Annotated in this window: 14 protein-coding genes; 1 reads left to right on the forward strand and 13 read right to left on the reverse strand. The window is 67.0% G+C overall.

What is annotated here, in order from left to right; translation table 11 throughout:
* Nucleotides 1–45: 45 nt before the first annotated feature.
* From KHN96_RS08820 to KHN96_RS08870, 11 genes are all read right to left on the reverse strand, one after another.
* Nucleotides 46–1,149 carry an SDR family oxidoreductase gene (locus tag KHN96_RS08820; protein ID WP_062738551.1) on the reverse strand — a complete coding sequence of 368 codons (1,104 nt, stop codon included), beginning with the start codon at nt 1,147–1,149 and terminating at the stop codon, nt 46–48.
* Between the two features lie 270 nt (nt 1,150–1,419).
* A complete protein-coding gene (locus tag KHN96_RS08825) occupies nt 1,420–2,451 on the reverse strand; it encodes an XdhC family protein (RefSeq protein ID WP_045786860.1) in 1,032 nt (343 codons plus the stop codon).
* A gap of 58 nt (nt 2,452–2,509) precedes the next feature.
* Nucleotides 2,510–3,157, reverse strand: coding sequence for an SRPBCC family protein (locus KHN96_RS08830; protein ID WP_045786859.1), 648 nt, complete (start codon nt 3,155–3,157; stop codon nt 2,510–2,512).
* On the reverse strand, nt 3,148–4,380 hold the full coding sequence (locus tag KHN96_RS08835) for a vWA domain-containing protein (RefSeq protein ID WP_115043909.1): 1,233 nt from the start codon (nt 4,378–4,380) through the stop codon (nt 3,148–3,150). Before KHN96_RS08835 ends, KHN96_RS08830 begins: the two co-directional genes overlap by 10 nt.
* Before the next feature lie 2 nt (nt 4,381–4,382).
* Nucleotides 4,383–5,288, reverse strand: a complete 906-nt coding sequence (locus KHN96_RS08840; RefSeq protein WP_062738553.1) for an AAA family ATPase — start codon at nt 5,286–5,288, stop codon at nt 4,383–4,385.
* 20 nt (nt 5,289–5,308) lie between these two features.
* Nucleotides 5,309–6,115 (reverse strand): FAD binding domain-containing protein, encoded by an 807-nt coding sequence (locus tag KHN96_RS08845; protein WP_045786856.1) that lies wholly within the window; start codon nt 6,113–6,115, stop codon nt 5,309–5,311.
* A 15-nt stretch (nt 6,116–6,130) separates the two neighbouring features.
* Nucleotides 6,131–8,509, reverse strand: a complete 2,379-nt coding sequence (locus KHN96_RS08850; protein ID WP_062738554.1) for a xanthine dehydrogenase family protein molybdopterin-binding subunit — start codon at nt 8,507–8,509, stop codon at nt 6,131–6,133.
* A gap of 30 nt (nt 8,510–8,539) precedes the next feature.
* A complete protein-coding gene (locus tag KHN96_RS08855; RefSeq protein WP_062738555.1) occupies nt 8,540–9,067 on the reverse strand; it encodes a (2Fe-2S)-binding protein in 528 nt (175 codons plus the stop codon).
* Nucleotides 9,068–9,435: 368 nt separating this feature from the next.
* Nucleotides 9,436–9,612, reverse strand: a complete 177-nt coding sequence (locus tag KHN96_RS08860) for a hypothetical protein (protein ID WP_164491036.1) — start codon at nt 9,610–9,612, stop codon at nt 9,436–9,438.
* A gap of 159 nt (nt 9,613–9,771) precedes the next feature.
* A complete protein-coding gene (locus KHN96_RS08865) occupies nt 9,772–10,251 on the reverse strand; it encodes a CreA family protein (RefSeq protein WP_115043911.1) in 480 nt (159 codons plus the stop codon).
* A gap of 30 nt (nt 10,252–10,281) precedes the next feature.
* On the reverse strand, nt 10,282–11,247 hold the full coding sequence (locus KHN96_RS08870; RefSeq protein WP_062738556.1) for a LysR family transcriptional regulator: 966 nt from the start codon (nt 11,245–11,247) through the stop codon (nt 10,282–10,284).
* A gap of 64 nt (nt 11,248–11,311) precedes the next feature.
* Here KHN96_RS08870 and KHN96_RS08875 point away from each other — a divergent pair, with 64 nt between their 5' ends.
* Nucleotides 11,312–12,865 carry an MFS transporter gene (locus tag KHN96_RS08875; protein WP_104610219.1) on the forward strand — a complete coding sequence of 518 codons (1,554 nt, stop codon included), beginning with the start codon at nt 11,312–11,314 and terminating at the stop codon, nt 12,863–12,865.
* Nucleotides 12,866–12,982: 117 nt separating this feature from the next.
* Here the strand turns inward: KHN96_RS08875 and KHN96_RS08880 are convergent, their stop codons facing one another.
* Together KHN96_RS08880 and KHN96_RS08885 are read right to left on the reverse strand one after the other, a co-directional pair.
* Nucleotides 12,983–15,955, reverse strand: a complete 2,973-nt coding sequence (locus KHN96_RS08880) for a transglycosylase domain-containing protein (RefSeq protein ID WP_373994662.1) — start codon at nt 15,953–15,955, stop codon at nt 12,983–12,985.
* A 161-nt stretch (nt 15,956–16,116) separates the two neighbouring features.
* Nucleotides 16,117–17,028, reverse strand: a complete 912-nt coding sequence (locus KHN96_RS08885; protein ID WP_045786849.1) for a LysR family transcriptional regulator — start codon at nt 17,026–17,028, stop codon at nt 16,117–16,119.
* Nucleotides 17,029–17,035: the final 7 nt, after the last annotated feature.

The raw sequence follows: 17,035 nt of genomic DNA on the forward strand, positions 1-17,035 counted from the left end.
AGCACGGCGCCATGACACGCCGTGCGGGCCGGGGAGGCCGGACGGCTACTTATAGTCCCACTGCATCTGCTCGGGAATCGGCACGTCGTCCGACGTCTCGAGGCAGCGGTCGAGGTAGGCCAGCAGCGAGCGCGGCTGGAAGCCCGTCTCCTGCACCAGCCGCGTGTTGTCGAACACGTAGCTCATGCTGGCGAACTTGGCATACAGGTGGATGCAGCGCGCGACCAGGCGCACATTGCCGTCGCCGGTCATGCTCAGGAATTTGCGGGCCAGCGCCTTTTCCGCGATCTTTTCCTGGTACACGTAGCCGGCCAGCGCCTGGGCGTCTTCTTCCGGCGTCTTGCAGCGCTTGAAGCGCGGATACAGGGTCTCAATGCGCTCGGAGTTCGCATCGCCCGCGCTGATGTGATACAGGTCGTACGCCAGCGTGGGCTTGGTCGACAGTTGCACGATGGCCTCGGCGCAGTCGTCCACGGGCAGGATGTCGACGCGGTCGCTCAGGCGGCAGCTGAACGTCTCGAGCATCGCCACCATGCGCAGCATCCAGAAGATGCTGCCCGACGGCTCGCACCCCAGCGTGCTGTGGCCGACCACGATGGACGGCCGCACCACCACCAGCGGCAGTTCGGGCACGGCCTCGCGCAGCTTCAGTTCGGCCATCCCCTTGGAGTACGTATACGGCACCGCGTGCTGCTCGATGGGCGGCACCTGCCAGCTTTCGCTGACGTGCCGATCGGCCAGCTGGCCGCACGACATGGCCGTGCCGATCTGCACGAAACGCTTCAGGCGTGAGCCCTGCGCCGCCAGCTTGCCCAGCGCCAATACGCCACCTACGTTGGTTTCCCACAACGACGGATGGTTCGAGAACGTGGCCAGCGCCGCGCAGTTGATGATGATTTCTGGATCGCCCAGCCTGGCTGCGCCAGCATCGCGCAGGTCGAACGGCACGATCTGCGATTCCGTGATGGCGTCCAGCGTGCCCGCGTCGAACTCGAACCGGCGCAGGTTGCTGCGCAGCCGCGCCAGCCCTTCGGCCGGGGTGTCACCGCGCACTGCAAAGCGTGTATCGGCCAGCAAACCTTTGGCAGCGAGGTTGGCGGCAATGGCGCCGCCCACAAAACCGGTCGCGCCGGTCAGCAAAATGCTCATGCGAGAAAACTCGAATTTCCTGAGTGCAAAGCGGGCGACCGACCCGCGTGCGAACAACGCTACCGCGCCCGCGCCGGCAAGCTCGCTGACAGCGCAGCCAGGGCCGGGGACGGACGATGGCGTCAGATGAAGGCGCGCATGCAAAACGGGCTTCGAGCCGCATGAACGGCCTGGTGCCGTACGGCCCGAAACGTGCGCAGAATCGGCGATTTATAAGAATGTAACCTTTCACGCGCCTTTCAGGCTCCCCCTCCGGCCAGAGGGTTGACTTCAGGCGGGCGGTACGGCGCAGTTCGACGCGGCATTGGCGGCGATCTCGCGCGCCGCCTTGGCGCCTTCCACCTGCAGGATCGTCGGCAGCGAGACGCCGTTCTTGGCTGCCGTCACCTCGGCCAGGATGGAGATGGCGATCTCGGGCGGCGTGCGGCTGCCGATGTAGATGCCGACCGGGCCGTGCAGGCGTGCCAGTTCCGCGTCGCTCAGGTCGAACTCCTTCAGGCGCTCGCGGCGGTTGGCGTTGTTGCGACGGCTGCCGAGCGCACCGACGTAGAACGCGGGCGTCTTGAGCGCCTCCATGAGCGCGAGGTCGTCGAGCTTCGGGTCATGCGTGAGCGCGATGACGGCGCTGCGCTCATCGAGCTTCATGGCCATCACCGTGTCGTCGGGCATGGTGCGCACCATCGTGACGCCCGGGATCGACCATTCCTCGCTGTATTCCTCGCGCGGGTCGCAGACGGTGACCTGGTAGTCGAGCCCCACGGCGATCTGGCACAGGTAGCGCGAGAGCTGCCCCGCACCGATGACGAGCATCCGGTAGCGCGGCCCATGGATCGTCACCAGGCGTCGTCCGTCGAACTGCAGGCCGTCGGTGGCGTTGGCGTGTTGCAGCACGGTGGCGCCGGTGGCCATGTCGAGCGTGCGCGCGACGAGCTGGCCGGCTTCCACGGCGTGCAGCAGCGCGTCGATGCCGCTGGCGGCGCTCAGCGGCTCCAGCACGAGTTGCAGCGTGCCGCCGCAGGGCAGCCCGAAGCGGTGGGCCTCTTCTGCGCTGATGCCGTATTTGACGGCTTCCGGCCTGGTTTGCTGCAGGCCCTCGCGGCGCACGCGGTCGATGAGGTCGTCTTCGATGCAGCCGCCCGACACCGAGCCGACGACCACGCCGTCATCGCGCAGCGCAAGCATGGCGCCCTCGGGCCGCGGCGACGACCCCCAGGTCTTGACAACGGTGACGAGCAGCACCCGGCGCCCTTGTTCCAGCCAGCGCGCGCTGGTTTTCAAGACTTCAAGATCGACGCTGTCCATGATGCGTTGGCTGCGCTTTCGCGCGCTTGAGTAATGTGTTGCGGGGGAAGGGCTCCGATTATGCCCCGTGATGCAGAAACAGGTAGGCCGCCGCCACGGCCACCACCGCAACGATGATCCACGGCCACGGGTTGCGCGTCTGCAGCGCCGGGCTGACCGCAGGCGCGGCCTCCCGCGCACCGTGCGCGCGCAGCTCGCCGCCGGCAAGATCAGGGATGGCCTGCTCCGCCGGCATGCCGTCGAGAGCGGGTGTCGCGCCGGCAGTGGAGCCGAACTCCGCCGAGAAACGCTGGAAGAACTCGTCGGCCAGCTTGCGCGCTGCCCCGTCGACCAAGCGCGAACCGATCTGCGCAAGCTTGCCGCCCACCTGCGCCGTGGCGGTGTAGGACAGCCGGGTGACGGTCGGGCCCTCGGGCGTGAGCTCGACTTTCGCCGTGCCCTTGCCGAAACCCGCTGCGCCGCCCTGGCCGTCGAAGTGCAGCGTGTAGCTGCGCGGCGGGGTGATGTCGGCCAGCTGCATGCGCCCCTTGAAGCGCGCCTTGACCGGGCCGACGGCGGCCTGCATGGCGATCTCGTAGGCGTGTTCGCCGGCGGCGGTCAGGCTCTCGCAGCCGGGAATGCAGCGCTGCAGCACGGCCGGATCGTTCAGGGCATCCCAGGCGGTCTGCAGGGGCACGGGCAGGAGGTGAGTCTGGGTCAGTTCCATGGTGCGAGAGCTGTGGCGTGGGCGGGGTGAGGGCGTGGTACGCGGCTGCGGCGGGCATGCGCCAGTTCCTGCTCCAGCGCGGCGAGGCTGTCGAAATGGTGCGCCGGCACCATCGCATCGACATGCGGCAGGATGGCTCGCACGCCGCGTGCCCGTGGCTCGAAGCCGGCGAAGCGCAGCAGCGGGTTGAGCCAGACGATGCGGTGGGCGAAGCGGGCCAGGCGGGCCATCTCTGCGTCGAGCACGTCGATGTGTTCGTGGTCGAGGCCGTCCGTCACCAGGAGCACGGTGGCGCGGCACGAGAGCGTGCGGCGGGCCCAGCGGCGGTTGAACTCGGCCAGCGCCGCGCCGATGCGCGTGCCGCCCGACCAGTCCGGCACGAGTTGCGCGATGGCCTGCACGGCGACATCCGGATCGCGCTCGCGCAGTTGCCGCGAGACGTTGGTCAGCCGCGTCCCGAACAGGAATGCCTGGATGCGCTCGCGCGACTGCACCAGGGCGTGGCAGTAGTACAGCACCGCGCGCGAGTAGCGGCTCATCGATCCGGAAATGTCCAGCAGCAGGACGAGTGGCGGCGTGCGGTCCACGGGCTGGCGGTACTTCCACCCGACCCATTCGCCGCCCGCGCGTACGGCCTGGGCGGCCGTGGCGCGCAGGTCCGGATGGCGGCCACGCGAGGCCGCCTTCAGCCGGCGCGTGCGTTCCTGCGCCAGATGCACGCGGCGCTGGCGGATCATGTGCTGCAGCGTGCGCCACTCGGCGGCGTCGAGCGTGTCGAAGTCACGCGTGCGCAGCGCTTCGTTGGCGGAAAACGCCAGCGGCGCGACGATGCCGTGGCGCTCGCCGTCGGGCGCGACAGCAGGCGGCAGGCTGCCCGAGGGCTGTGCCCGCAGGGCGTCGGCCAGGCGGTTGTTGCGCGGGGGCGGGATGCCGCCGCGCACCTTGGGCAGCAGCAGCGCGCGCAGCTTGCCTTCCCAGTCGGGGTCGCGCCAGAACACGTTGAAGGCCGCGTCAAACAGCATGCCCTCATCCGGGTGCGAGACGAGCAGGGCAGCGAGAGCCGCCTTCACGTCGCCGCGGCGGCCGATATCGACATGGCCCAACGCTTCAATGGCGTCCACCGCGCGCGACGGCGCCAGCGGCATGCCGGCGTTGCGCAGCAGGCGCACGAAGTGCGTCACGTTGCGGGCCAGCATCGGTAACGGCGTCGACACGGCGTCCATGGCTACTCCGGCAACGCAGGTGCGGCCAGCAGTTGCTCGATGGTCGGCGCATCCACGCGGCTGAGGTCATCCTGGTACTTGAGCAGTACGCCGAGCGTGTCATGCACCGATTGCGGATCGAGCTCCGTGACATTCAGGGCGGCCAGCGCGCGGCACCAGTCGATGGCCTCCGCAATGCCCGGAGCCTTGAAGAGGTCGATGCCGCGCAGACGGTGGACAAAATCCACGGCGCGCTGCTGCAGGCGGGCGGCGGTTTCGGGCGCGCGTTGCGCCACGATCTGCAGCTCGCGCGCCTTGTCGGGATAGCCGATCCATTGATACAGGCAGCGCCGCTTGAGCGCGTCGTGCACCTCGCGCGTGCGGTTGGACGTCATGATGACCAGCGGCACCACCTGAGCCCGCACGATGCCGAACTCCGGAATCGACACCTGGAAATCCGACAGCAGTTCCAGCAGGAAGGCCTCGAACGGCTCGTCGGCGCGGTCGATTTCGTCGATCAGCAGAACGCGCGGCGTATCGGGGCGGCCGGGGTTGACGGCATCAGGCAGCAGCGCCTGCAGCAGCGGGCGCTTGAGCAGGAATTCGTCGCGGTACAGCGTGTCGGCGCGCGGCGTCTCGCCGGCGGCTTCAGCCAGGCGCAGCGCCATGATCTGCCGCGGGTAATCCCACTCGTAGAGCGCACTGGCCGTGTCGAGCCCCTCGTAGCACTGCAGCCGCAGCAGCGACGTGCCGAGCAGCCCGGCCGCCGCCTTCGCGAGTTCGGTCTTGCCGACGCCGGGCTCGCCCTCCAGGAACAGCGGCCGCTGCATGCGCAACGCGAGGAACACGGCCGTCGCCAGCTCGCGGCTGGCGAAGTAGCCCTGGCCCTGCAACTGCGCGAGGCAGTCGTCGATGGAGTCAACCGGCATGCAGTTCCCCGCAGATGCGGCTAGTGATGCCGCGCCAATGCCTGCTCCACCGCGCGCGCCGCCAGCACCGGAATCAGGTGCGCCCGATACTCCGGCGACGCATGCAGATCGCCGAGCAGATCATCGGCCGGCACCACGACCTTGCGCGCCGCCTCGGAGGTGAAGCTGGCGGCCAGCGCCTGCTCCAGCGGCGTGCAACGGAACACGCACGGCGCCGCGCCCGTCACCGCCACGCGCACGTTGTTGCCCTTGCGGCTGATGAATACACCCACCAGCGCAAAGCGCGACGCGGGGTTGCGGAATTTCAAGTAGGCCGCCTGGTCCGGCACGGGAAACTGCACCTCGGTGATGAGTTCATCCGCAGCCAGCGCCGTCTCGTACATGCCGAGGAAGAAATCGTCCGCCGCAATATCGCGCCGCTCGGTGACGATGGTGGCGTTCAGGCCGAGCACGGCCGCCGGATAGCACGCGGCCGGGTCGTTGTTGGCAAGCGATCCGCCGAGCGTGCCCATGGCGCGCACCTGCCTGTCGCCGATGCCGCCGGCCAGCTCGGCCAGCGCGGGGAGCATGCGCCGCACCTCGTCGCTTTCGGCTACATCGGCGTGGCGCGTGGCGGCGCCCACGGTGATCACACCCGGCTGCGACCGGATGCCCGTCATGCCCGGAATCTGCGTGACATCCACCAGGGCAGACGGCTGCGCGAGCCGGAGCTTCATCGCCGCGAGCAGGCTCTGGCCGCCTCCGAGGTATTTGGCGTCCGCATGCGTCTTCAATGCCGTGACGGCGGTCTGGGCGTCGGTGGCTTTCTGGTACTCGAAGTCGTACATGGTGGGCTCCTCTGCCTAGGCCTTGGCCGCTTGAATGGCTTGCCAGACGCGGTGCGGCGTCGCGGGCATCTGGATGTCCTTCACGCCCAGTGGTGCAAGCGCGTCGACGATGGCGTTGATGAGCGCCGGCGGGGAGCCGATGGCGCCGGCTTCCCCGCAGCCCTTCACGCCGAGCGGATTGTGCGTGCACGGCGTGCCCTTGGCGGTTTCCACCGTGAAGCTGGGCAGGTCGTTGGCGCGCGGCATGGCGTAGTCCATGTACGAGCCGGTCAGCAGCTGGCCGTTTTCGTCGTACACGCACGCTTCGAGCAACGCCTGGCCGATCCCCTGGCCAAGCCCGCCGTGCACCTGGCCCTCGACGATCATCGGATTGATGATGTTGCCGAAGTCGTCCACCGCAACGAAGCGGTCGATGTGCACCTCGCCGGTGTCGGGGTCGACTTCCACCTCGCAGATGTATGCGCCGGCCGGGTAGGTGAAGTTAGTCGGATCGTAAAAAGCGTTTTCGTCCAGCCCGGGTTCGAGTTTGTCGAGCGGATAGTTGTGCGGCACGTAGGCGGTGAGCGCAACTTCGCCAAAGGTCTTGGTGCGGTCGGTGCCGGCCACGCGGAAGACGCCATCCTTGAACTCGATGTCTTCCGCCGATGCCTCCAGCAGATGCGCGGCGATCTTCTTGGCCTTGGCCTCGATCTTGTCGAGCGCCTTCATGATGGCCGAGCCGCCCACGGCAATCGAGCGCGAGCCGTACGTGCCCATGCCGAACGGAATGCGGCCGGTGTCGCCGTGCACGATCTCGATGTTGTCGATGGGCACGCCCAGGCGATCGGCCACCACTTGCGCGAACGTCGTCTCGTGGCCCTGGCCGTGGCTGTGCGAGCCGGTGAAGACGGTGACGGAGCCGGTCGGGTGCACGCGAATTTCGCCGGCTTCAAACAGGCCGGCCCGCGCGCCCAATGCCCCCGCGATGTTCGACGGCGCGAGCCCACAGGCCTCGATGTAGCAGGAATAGCCCATGCCGCGCAGCCGGCCCTTGGCGCGGGAGGCATCGCGTCGGGCGGCAAAGCCTTTTACGTCGGCCAGCTCAATGGCGCGGTCCAGGCACGGTTCGTAGTCGCCCGTGTCATACGTCAGGCCCACCGGCGTGGCATACGGGAACGTGCGGATGAAGTTGCGGCGGCGCAGCTCAGCCGGGTCGATCTGCAATTCGCGCGCGGCGGTTTCCACGAGGCGTTCGACCACATACGTCGCCTCGGGCCGCCCGGCACCGCGATACGCATCGACGGGCGCCGTGTTCGTGAAGACCGCTTTCACTTCGGCATAGATGGCTGGCGTCTTGTACTGGCCGGCCAGCAACGTTGCATACAGGATGGTCGGCACGCTGCTGGCGAACGTCGACAGATACGCGCCCATGTTGGCCGTCGTATGCACGCGCATGGCGAGGAAATTGCCCTGCGCATCGAGCGCCAGTTCCGCATGCGTGACGTGGTCGCGGCCATGCGCATCGGTCAGGAAGGATTCGGAGCGCTCGGCCGTCCACTTGATCGGTCGCCCGACCTTTTTCGATGCCCACGTGAGCGCCACGTCTTCCGGGTACAGGAAGATCTTCGAGCCGAATCCGCCGCCCACATCCGGCGCAATCACGCGCACCTTGGCTTCGGTCAGGCCCAGCACGAACGCCGACATCAGCAGGCGTTCGACGTGCGGGTTCTGGTTGGCGACGTAGAGCGTGTAGCTGTCGTCCTGGCGCGAATAGCTGGCATTGACGGCGCGCGGCTCGATGGCATTCGGGATCAGCCGGTTATTGACGATGTCGAGCTGCGTCACGTGCGCGGCTTTGGCAAATGCCGCGTCGGTGGCCGCCTTGTCGCCGTGGCCCCATGTGTAGCAGGTGTTGTTCGGCACGTCGTCGTGGACGGCGGTGCCGGCGGTATCCGCGGTGGCGGTGTCCACCACGGCGGGCAGTTCGTCGTATTCGACGTCGATCATCTCGACGGCGTCCTTGGCGATCTTCACCGATTCAGCCACCACCAGCGCGACCTGGTCGCCCACGTGGCGCACCTTGCCTTGCGCGAGCACAGGGTGGGGCGGCTCCTTCATCGGCGTGCCGTCGAGGCTGTGGATGAGCCAGCCGCACGGCAGGCCGTTCACCTTGTCGGCGGCCAGATCGTCGCCCGTGAGCACGGCCAGCACGCCCGGATGATTGCGTGCCGCATCCGCATTGATGTGCTTGATACGGGCATGCGCATACGGCGAGCGCAGGAATGCCGCATACGACTGGTGCGCCTGGACGACGTCGTCCGTGTACTGCCCGGCGCCGGTCAGGAAGCGGAAGTCTTCCTTGCGCTTGACGGCCGCGCCGATCAGCTGGTGGTTCGGTTCTGCGGGAGCGTTCATGGTGGTGTCCTCGCCTCGTCGGTCGCCTGATCAGGCAGCATGCGCGCGCGCGGCGGCCAGGCTCTGCACGGAGACGTCGTCGCCTTCGGCCTCGGCCATGGCTTCGGCGCCTTTCATGACGGCGCGCACGATGTTGTGATAGCCGGTGCAGCGACACAGGTTGCCGTCGAGCTGCTGCCGCACCTGCTGTTCGTCGGGATGCGGGATGCGTTCCACGAGGGCCGTCGCCGCCATCACCATGCCCGGCGTGCAGAAGCCGCATTGCAGGCCGTGGCATTGGCGAAAGGCTTCCTGCATCGGGTGTAGCTTGCCGCCCTTCGACAAGCCTTCGATCGTCGTCACCTCGGTGCCTTCGGCCTGCACGGCGAGGATGTTGCACGACTTCACCGCGCGCCCATTCATATGGACCGTGCACGCGCCGCATTGCGCGGTATCGCAGCCGACGTGCGTGCCGGTCAGGCGCAAATGCTCGCGCAGCAGTTGGACCAGCAGGGTGTGGGGTTCGACGTTGACGGTGACGGGCGCACCGTTGACCGACAGCTTGAGGCTGATCGCCATGGGAGTCTCCTTTGGGGGATGGTCGCCGGGGGCCACGTTGTGCGCCTGTGTTGCAGCGGAAATGCGCGCGTGGTCTCGGTATCGGTGTCGCGGCTCTACTCAGTAAAGCACAGGCCCGAGAGAAGACAACCGGCAGGCGGTTGAGGCAGAACGGAGGAGAAGGGCGATGCCGCAGCGCGCAAAAACACGCGCCGCAGACATGACAAAGGGCCGGAATCCGGCCCTCGATTGGCACCAGGCGGTCATGACCTGGCGGGTGTGGCGGCTGCTGTGCTGAGACACGGCCGGCGCACGGGTATTACGGTGTTGCGGTACTACCTACGGCTCGCATGGGCACACGCCCATCGACAATCAACAATGACGGCCTATCAGGCCTTGGCGGTGCGCTGCGGGCTGAACAGGTTCGCGATTGCCGAGAAGAACTGGGCAAACGAGAACGATTGGCCGTTCGGACGGCGGTAGTAGTAGATACCTTCGGACATTTCGCGTTCGATCAGTTCGCGTTCGAGTTGATCGGTCAGCTTCAGGTCGTTCGTGTTTTGCATGATTGGCCTCTTAGGGATTTCCCGGTTAGGGAATACCCTAATCATACACCGGATGATGCAATGCACCATACGTAGGCTTACGTATGCACCATCCCGTGTTGTGTGGCCACCACGGCAGCGTTGCTACGCACCAATGTGGTGCGCGCGGTACTGCGCTGCCTATCTGACGGGGATCGGCTGGCCCGCCGGAACCGGGACCGCCGTCACGCTGTTCTTGGGGCTGCCCGAGATGACGTTGTCGGAATACGTCAGGTACACCAGCACATTGCGCTTGCGGTCGACCACGCGCACTACGTGCAGCGTCTTGAAGACCAGCGAGAGCCGCTGCGTGAACATGTCGTCCTGCTGCGGAAGCGGCTTGGCGAAGCTGATGTCCCCGACCTGGCGGCAGGCGACGGCGGCTTCGCTCACGTCTTCGGCCACGCCCAGCGTGCCCTTGATGCCACCCGTGCGGGCGCGCGACACGTAGCAGGTGACGCCCTGCACGAGCGGATCGTCAAAGGCCTCGACGACGATCTTGTCGGAGCCGGTGATGCGGAAATTGGTGCTGACGCTGCCGATGTCCTCCGCGCGCGAGCACGCGGTGGCGCATAAGGCGAGGGCGGCAACAACAAGCGGAAAGCGGGTCAAGGGGCGCATGGGTTCGCGGCAATCCAGAAGGTTGGAGGGTCAGAGCAGGGATTCGGGCGGCCACGGCGCCGTCGCTTCGCCCAGGAAGGTGGACCGCACATCGGCGTGCTGCCGGGAACGTTCGATGCGGCGGTGCAGGGCGTCCATGAAGACCTTGACCTTGGCGGGCATCAGCCGGCGCCCGGGGAACACCGCGTACACGCGCATCGGCGGCGATTGGAAATCGGTCAGCACCTCCTGCAGCGCGCCCGAGGCCACCAGATCGGTGGCAAACACGGACGTGATCCGCGCGACGCCAAAGCCGGCGATGGCCGCCTGCATGCGCAGCTCACTGTTGGAGGTGCGCATGCGGAAGTCCAGCGGCAGGTTGAGGGTTTCGCCGCCGGGCGTGCGGAACTGCCATTCCGATTCGTTCGAGGTGCCGAGGCACGGCCAGTCGGCAAGCTGGTCGGGGTGGGTCAGGGGGCCGAGGCGTTCCACCAGTTGCGGCGCGACCACCACCGCCCGCCGCAGGTCGAACACGCGCTGGGCGACGAGGCCGGAGTCGGGCAGCGGGCCGCGCGGCACGGTCAGCATGATGTCGTAGCCCTGGGCGAGCGGATCGATCTGGCGCGGGGCGACGTCCACCTCGATGCGCAGGCCGGTGTGCTCGCGCATGACTTCCAGCACGACCTCGGCAAACTGCCGCGCCGCAAACTCATACGGCATGGCAATGCGCAGCGTGCCCGCGGGTGACTGAAACGTCGCGGCGGCGTCTTCCGAGACTTCGCGCAGCCGCTGGAACAATGGGCCGGCGTCGCGCAGCAGGGCTTCGCCGGCATCGGTCAGGCGCAGGCGGCGCGTGCTGCGCTCGAACAGCCGGACGCCGAGCTTGCCCTCCAGCCGCGATACCGCTGTACTGACCGAAGACTTGGGCAGCCCCAGCCGGTCGGCCGCGCGCGTGAAGCTGCCGAGCGTGGCCACGGTGCAGAAGGTGTCCCAATCGTTCCAGTCTGTCGTTCGCATGATTGAACAATGAATTTGTCGGAAGGCGATTTCCCCCGCTTTCAGGGCAAATTACCATCCCTGCATGAACACGCCAAGCCCAGACCACACGGTTTTGCCGCCCCCAGCCCCACGCCCCCAGCCCGCCCCGTCGACGGTGGGCAGCCGGATGGAGCTGCGCATGGTGGGCATGGTGATCGGCCTGGCGACGGGCGTGGATTACATGTCCAACCTGATGTTCTCGATTGCCGGGCCGCACATCGAAGGCGGCGTGCTGGCGTCGCAGGACGTCTACCTGTGGGCGGTGGCGGCGTATGCGGCGGCGGCCAGCCTGGCCATCCTCGTGATGGGCCGGCTCGCCGACCACATGACGTATCGCCGCCATACGCTGCTGTCGTTGCTGGTGTTCATCGTCGGCACGCTGATGTGCGCGGCGGCCGAGGGCGGCACCATGCTGATCGTCGGCCGGGCGGTGCAGGGCTTTGGCGGCGGGCCCATGCTTTCGACCTCGCGCATCTTTGTCCAGCATAGCCCCGCGCACGAACGGCGCACGATGATGAAGGGCATGATCTACGGCATCTTCGGGCTCAGTTGCGTGTCGCCGATGCTGTCGGCGGCGCTGACGGAGCAATTCGGCTGGCGCGCCATCTTCGTCGCGCAGCTGCTCGTGGCGGTGGTGGTGGCCGCGCTCGTCGCGGCGTTCTATCCGCACCCCCAAATGCATGAGCGCAAGGGCGATTTCGCCTCGCTCGACTGGCCCTCGGCCATTGCCTTCGGGGTCGCGGCGCTCATTGCGCTGCATGGTTTTCAGCAGGCGCGGTTCGTTCACCCGGATGGCTCGCCGGCGCAGGTGTTGCCCATCATCGCCGTGGCGGCGCTCATTGCCTGGGTCGGCATCCGCCAGACCGGCCACCCGCTGCCGTGGGTCGACTTGCGCGCCACGCTGCAGCGGCGCTTCCTGATGGGCATGGTCTTCTATGCCATCTATTACGTATTTGCGAGTGCGTGGAGCTTTCTCTCGTCGAGCCTGCTGCAGAACGGCCTGGGCTTTCGCTATGAGACCACGGCGCAACTCATGAGCCTGGGCGGGCTGGTGACGGTGGTGCTGGGCATCCTCAACTTCCAGTTGACGAACGTACTGCCCACCAAGCGCGTGCTGGTCTCCATCGGCTTCGTCCTGATGGCGGCGGCCCTGCTGTGGATGTCGCATGCGGCGATGCCGGGGGCCTCGGTGGCGGCGGTGGCGCCGGGATTCATGATCGAAGGCATGGTGGGGATGTTCGTGGTGATCCAGGTGGCCGGGCTGACGTACGTCGACCTGCCGGCCCGGGATTTCGGCCACGCCTATCAGTTCAAGGGGATCATGCGGGCCTGGGCGCAAGCTTTCGGGACGATGGGCGCCACGCTGCTGCTGCAGCACGGGCAGGCGCAGCACCGGACGGATCTTGTCGGACGTGTGAGCGCGTTTACGCCTGACTGGCAGTGGCCGCATGCGCTGCAGGGCGCTGAACTGATCCGGATTTCCGCGGAGATCGATCGGCAGGCGACGTTGCTGGCGGTGAAGGATCTGTTTGCCTGGGGGGCGATGGTGGCGGTGGGATGTGCTTTGGGGATTTGGTTGCAGCGGGCTTTGCGGTGACGTTTTTGTTTGACCCTCGGTTTCGTTCCCTGGCGAGGACGCCCCCTTCTAGGGCAGGAACGGCAACGACCACACCGGCAGCGCGCTCGTGTTGTCGCCGTTTTTCGTGCGTGGCAGTCAATCCAGCTTTTGTTCGGGGGCGGTGGCCTGGGGGAGCTTGCAGTTGAAGGCGGGGGCCTCGTCCTTCAGATCCAGGTGATTCATCAGCGTGGGGGCCAGGACCTTCAGGACCTGCACGGTCAGTGCGCTGGTGAATTTGTACTTGGCGGCGTCGGCGCCGGCGACGTAGGCGACGACGGTACCGAAGTAGCGGTCACCTAGATAGAACACGAAGGCGCCGGAGCGGCTGACGACGCGCTCGGAGATCAGCCCGCCGCCGCGGCTGAAGGTCTTGAAGCGGTTGTCGCCGGTGCCGGTCTTGCCACCGAGCGTGATGGGCCTGCCGTCTTTCCGGACGAAGGTGCCCGATATCCGCTTGGCGGTGCCGCCTTCGACGACGGCAGCGAGAGCGGATTTCACCAGCGGCGGGATCTCGGGCGGCAGCACGCGTTCGCCGGCGTGCGGGTCGCGGCACAGCATCACTTCGTATGGGGTGTTGGCGGCAAAGCGCAGGCGGTCGATGCGCACGGTGGGCAGGCGGATGCCGTCGTTCTCAAGGATGCCCATAAGCTCCGCCAGCGATGCCGGACGGTCTGCCGACGCGCCAATGGCCGTGCCGTACGACGGCACGAGCGATTCGAACGGATACCCAAGCCGCTTCCACATGGCGTGGATCTGCTGGAAGGCCTCGATTTCCAGCATCTGCTTGATGCGCTTGTCCTGCGCCCCCTTGCGCCTGGACTGCAGCAGCCACTTGTAGACGGCCAGCCGTTCCGTGGCGCTGGCTTCGTTCACCTGGGACAGCGTCGCCTGCGGATGCTCGCGCAGATAGGCCACCAGCCACAGCTCCAGCGGGTGCAGCCGCGCGATGTAGCCGCGGTCGGCCAGGTCGAAACGCTGCACCGAATAGGTGTTGTACAGCTTGGTGATGGCCGCGTCGTCGAGCTTCGTGCCCGGCAGGTAGGTGCGGAGGAAGGCGGCCAGCTTGTCGGGTCCTGCCTGCGGATCGATGCTGCGGAAGATGGTGGCGAGCCGCACCGGCGTGGCGTGGGTGCTCTGCACGAGGATCGCTTCACGCTCCTGGTCGGTCTTGCCCTTGTACTTGGCATAGAAGCGGCCCATGAAGAGCTTGCCTTCGCGGTCGGCAAAGCGCCGCAGGTAGATCTGGCGCTGCGGCGAGTCTGGATCGGTCAGCGCCTCGGCGCCGGCGCTTGGCAACTGATGCTGAAAGTAGCGCGAGATGTCGCGCATGATGCGCACGAAAACGAGGTTGACGGAGTGCTTGAGGCCCTCGCGCACCGTGAAGTTCTGCGTGCCTTCCCACTTCTCGAAGTTCTCGAAGCTCTGCATGCCGCCGCCGGTGGCAAACCATTCGCCGGCGTTGCCCGAGTATTTGCGCTCCATCGAGGCATCGAGCATGGCCGTGAGCGAGCGGTCCTGCGTGTGCGCAAGGTAATCGACGGCCCAGCGCTCGATCGGGTTCTGCACCGGAATGTTCAGCTTGCGCAATGCCGCCGCAGGCTGGCCGGCATAGCGCTCATGCAGCTCGGCCACGATCTGCAGATACGTCACCAGCGTGCGCAGCTTGGCGGTGGAGCCCAGGTCGAGCTTCACGCCCTCGTTGATGTCGAACGGCTTGTCGAAGGTGTCGGCCTGCACGAGCACGCGGTTGCCGCCGGGGGCGCGTTCGTACAGCGTGAAGCTGTAGGTCACGCCGCGCGGGTCGCCGTGTTCGAGCATCTTGTCGCCGACGAGGCCGGCGGCCTTGGCGCGCTCGGGGTCGCGCAGTTTGCGCAACTCGGTGGTGATATCGCGCTGCAGCGGCGCGTCGAGCGTACTGCTGGCCATCAGGTCTAGCCGGTCGAGCGCATACATGCGCGAGACGCCCAGCATGCCCGCCAGGTTGACGCGCACGGCGTTGGTGCCTTTGTGCTCGAGGGGAGGCGCCGGCACGCGCGTGTTCAGCGCCTGCTGCTTGAGCGACTGCGCAATCGCGGCATCCCGCAGGGCTGGCGCAATCACGCCCGATGCGGCGAGCACCCGCAGGTAGGCGTTGGTCAACGTTTCCAGCTCGTCGAGATTCTCGAGGTAGTACGACGGCCGCCGCTGTGACACCAGGAGGCTCAGCGCTTCCTTGTATGCCAGCGCGCGGTCGGCCAGCGGCGCCTCCGATGTGGGCGACAGCAGGGCGTTCACCTGCGCGAAGTCGCGCCCGTACCAGACCCACAGCGCATCGCCGATCCCCTGGATTTCGCCAAACCCGGCGCGGGCGCCGAGCGGCACGGTGTTCAGGTAGGCGACCACGAGCTGGTGCCGCGTGGCCGTGGTGTCTTCTCCGTTGAGATACGCGCGTGCGGAGGCCGAAGCCATCTGGCGCAGCTTCTCAGCCGGCGAATCGGTGCGGCCTTCCGGCGAATGGCGGTACTTCTCAATCTGCGTGGCGAGCGTGCTGCCGCCGGGCGACTCGTGTGCGGCGTTGACGGTATGCAGGGCGCGGTCCCATACCGCGCGGGCCAGGCGCGTCCACTCCACGGCCGGATTGCGCTTCGGGTATTCCGTCTGCAGCAGCGTGCGGTTCTCGATGGCCAGCAGCGAGCTGACCAGCAGCGGCGGTACGGCGTCGAAGCGGTCGTACACGCGCTCGGGATGGCGCGCGCGGTAGATCGGGCGCCCCTCGACGTCCAGCAGTTCGAGGCCGGCCTGGTCCTTCTCGTGATACGGCGCGTTCATGCCGCGGTCCATCCACGCAACCATGTCGTTGGACGGCACGGCCTGCTGCGCGACGATGTAGCCGCGTGCGCGCAGGCGGTCAAGAAAGACGGGCAGATCGTGATAGCCCAGCCGTTCGTCGTAGGGGCCGGAATTCGGAAAGCGCGCCGAGGTGTTGGGGCCCGGCTTGACAGGAAAGGTCTGCGACTGCGCGAGCTGTGCGAAGTAATGCGCTTGCCACGAAGACGTGCGGAACTCGCGGGCGACCAGCCATGCGGCCATTGCAAGGACCAGCGCCGCAAACACGGCCAACTTGATGACGCGGCGGCGTTTTCTTGTCACTCGCTACGCTCCAATCGCAGGCGGATCAACGCCTCACTTCAATCTAGCCCATGCGCATGCCGTGTCCAGCGGCGTGTAACTTTGGGCTGCCGTTGCAAGCCTTACGAAGGGGCGTAATACGGAATCTGCTGCTCGTCGTACAGCCGGTAGATCAGCGCCAGCATGGCCCGGATGTCTTCCGACTCATCCAGCAGGCGTGTGCTGAAGATGATGGGCGACACCAGTTGCGGGTCATCGAGCTCCAGGTAGCAGACGTCCTCGCGCTTGAGGCCCGCCACGCTGCGCGGTACGACAGACACCCCTTCGCCGGCCGCCACCAGCCCCAGGGCGATTTGCAATTCCCGTGCCTCGTAGATCTTGCTCGGCTCGAGCGCGCGGTCGTGAAACAGGGCCAGAACCTGGTCCGCGTAGCTTGGGCGTGGCGCGCGCGGGTAGATGATGAGCGTCTCGCCCACGAGGTCGCGCAGCGATGCGGCCGGCTTGGCGCCCAGCAGCGGGTGGCCCGAGGGCAGGGCGACGATCAGGCGCTCGTCGCGCAGCAGGATGCGGCGCACGTTCGGGTCTTCATAGCGGATGCGGCCGAAGCCGACGTCGATGCGGCCGTTCTTGAGCGCCTGGATCTGGTCCATGGTCGTCATCTCGTGCATGGTCAGATCGACCATCGGGTACTCGGCCCGGAAGCGCCGGATGACCTTCGGCAGCATGCCGTACAGCGTTGAGGCAACGAAGCCGATCGACAGGCGCCGCTCGATCTGTCCCACGCGCTGCGTCATCGAGGCGAGCTCGGCCGTCTGCGCCAGCAACTGGCGTGCGTGGGCGTGGAAAAACCGCCCGGCTTCGGTCAGCCGCAGCGGCCGGCTGCCGCGCTCGAACAGCACGACGCCGATTTCCTCTTCGAGCTGTTGAATCTGTCGCGAGAGCGGCGGCTGCGCGATGTGCAGGCGCTCGGCCGCACGCGTGAAGTTCAGCTCCTCGGCAACGGCGACGAAGTAGCGCAGGTGGCGCAGTTCCATATCCAAC

The organism is Ralstonia mannitolilytica (genome assembly GCF_905397375.1).
Lineage (GTDB): Bacteria > Pseudomonadota > Gammaproteobacteria > Burkholderiales > Burkholderiaceae > Ralstonia > Ralstonia mannitolilytica.